Genomic DNA, 266 nt, shown 5'->3' on the forward strand with positions numbered 1-266 from the left:
GTGGTATGCAGAGGCTGATCCTGATCGTGGACTTCGAACGGATAGGCGTACCTTCGGCCGCGGAAACTATGTCCATGGCGGATTCTTGGTGTGGACGGGCGAAGACTTCGAGGTAAAGCAGAAAGTGTCGGCCGCCCTGTGGCTGTGCGAGAACCCTAAGGCTCCCGAGTGTATCGACGATCCATTTTTGGAAGGCCCTTGAACCTCGCTTGAAAGCGTGTGGGGTCGACCTCGCATCAGTGATCGACACATGCGGAGTTGACAAG

Annotated in this window: 1 protein-coding gene; it reads left to right on the top strand. The window is 56.4% G+C overall.

From position 1 onward, the window contains the following. Positions 1–202, top strand: a 202-nt coding sequence (locus AC0IXA_RS27595; RefSeq protein ID WP_471814929.1) for a hypothetical protein, incomplete at its 5' end; no start/stop codon positions are given. Positions 203–266: the final 64 nt, after the last annotated feature.

The organism is Pseudomonas sp. AC083, from assembly GCF_979253165.1.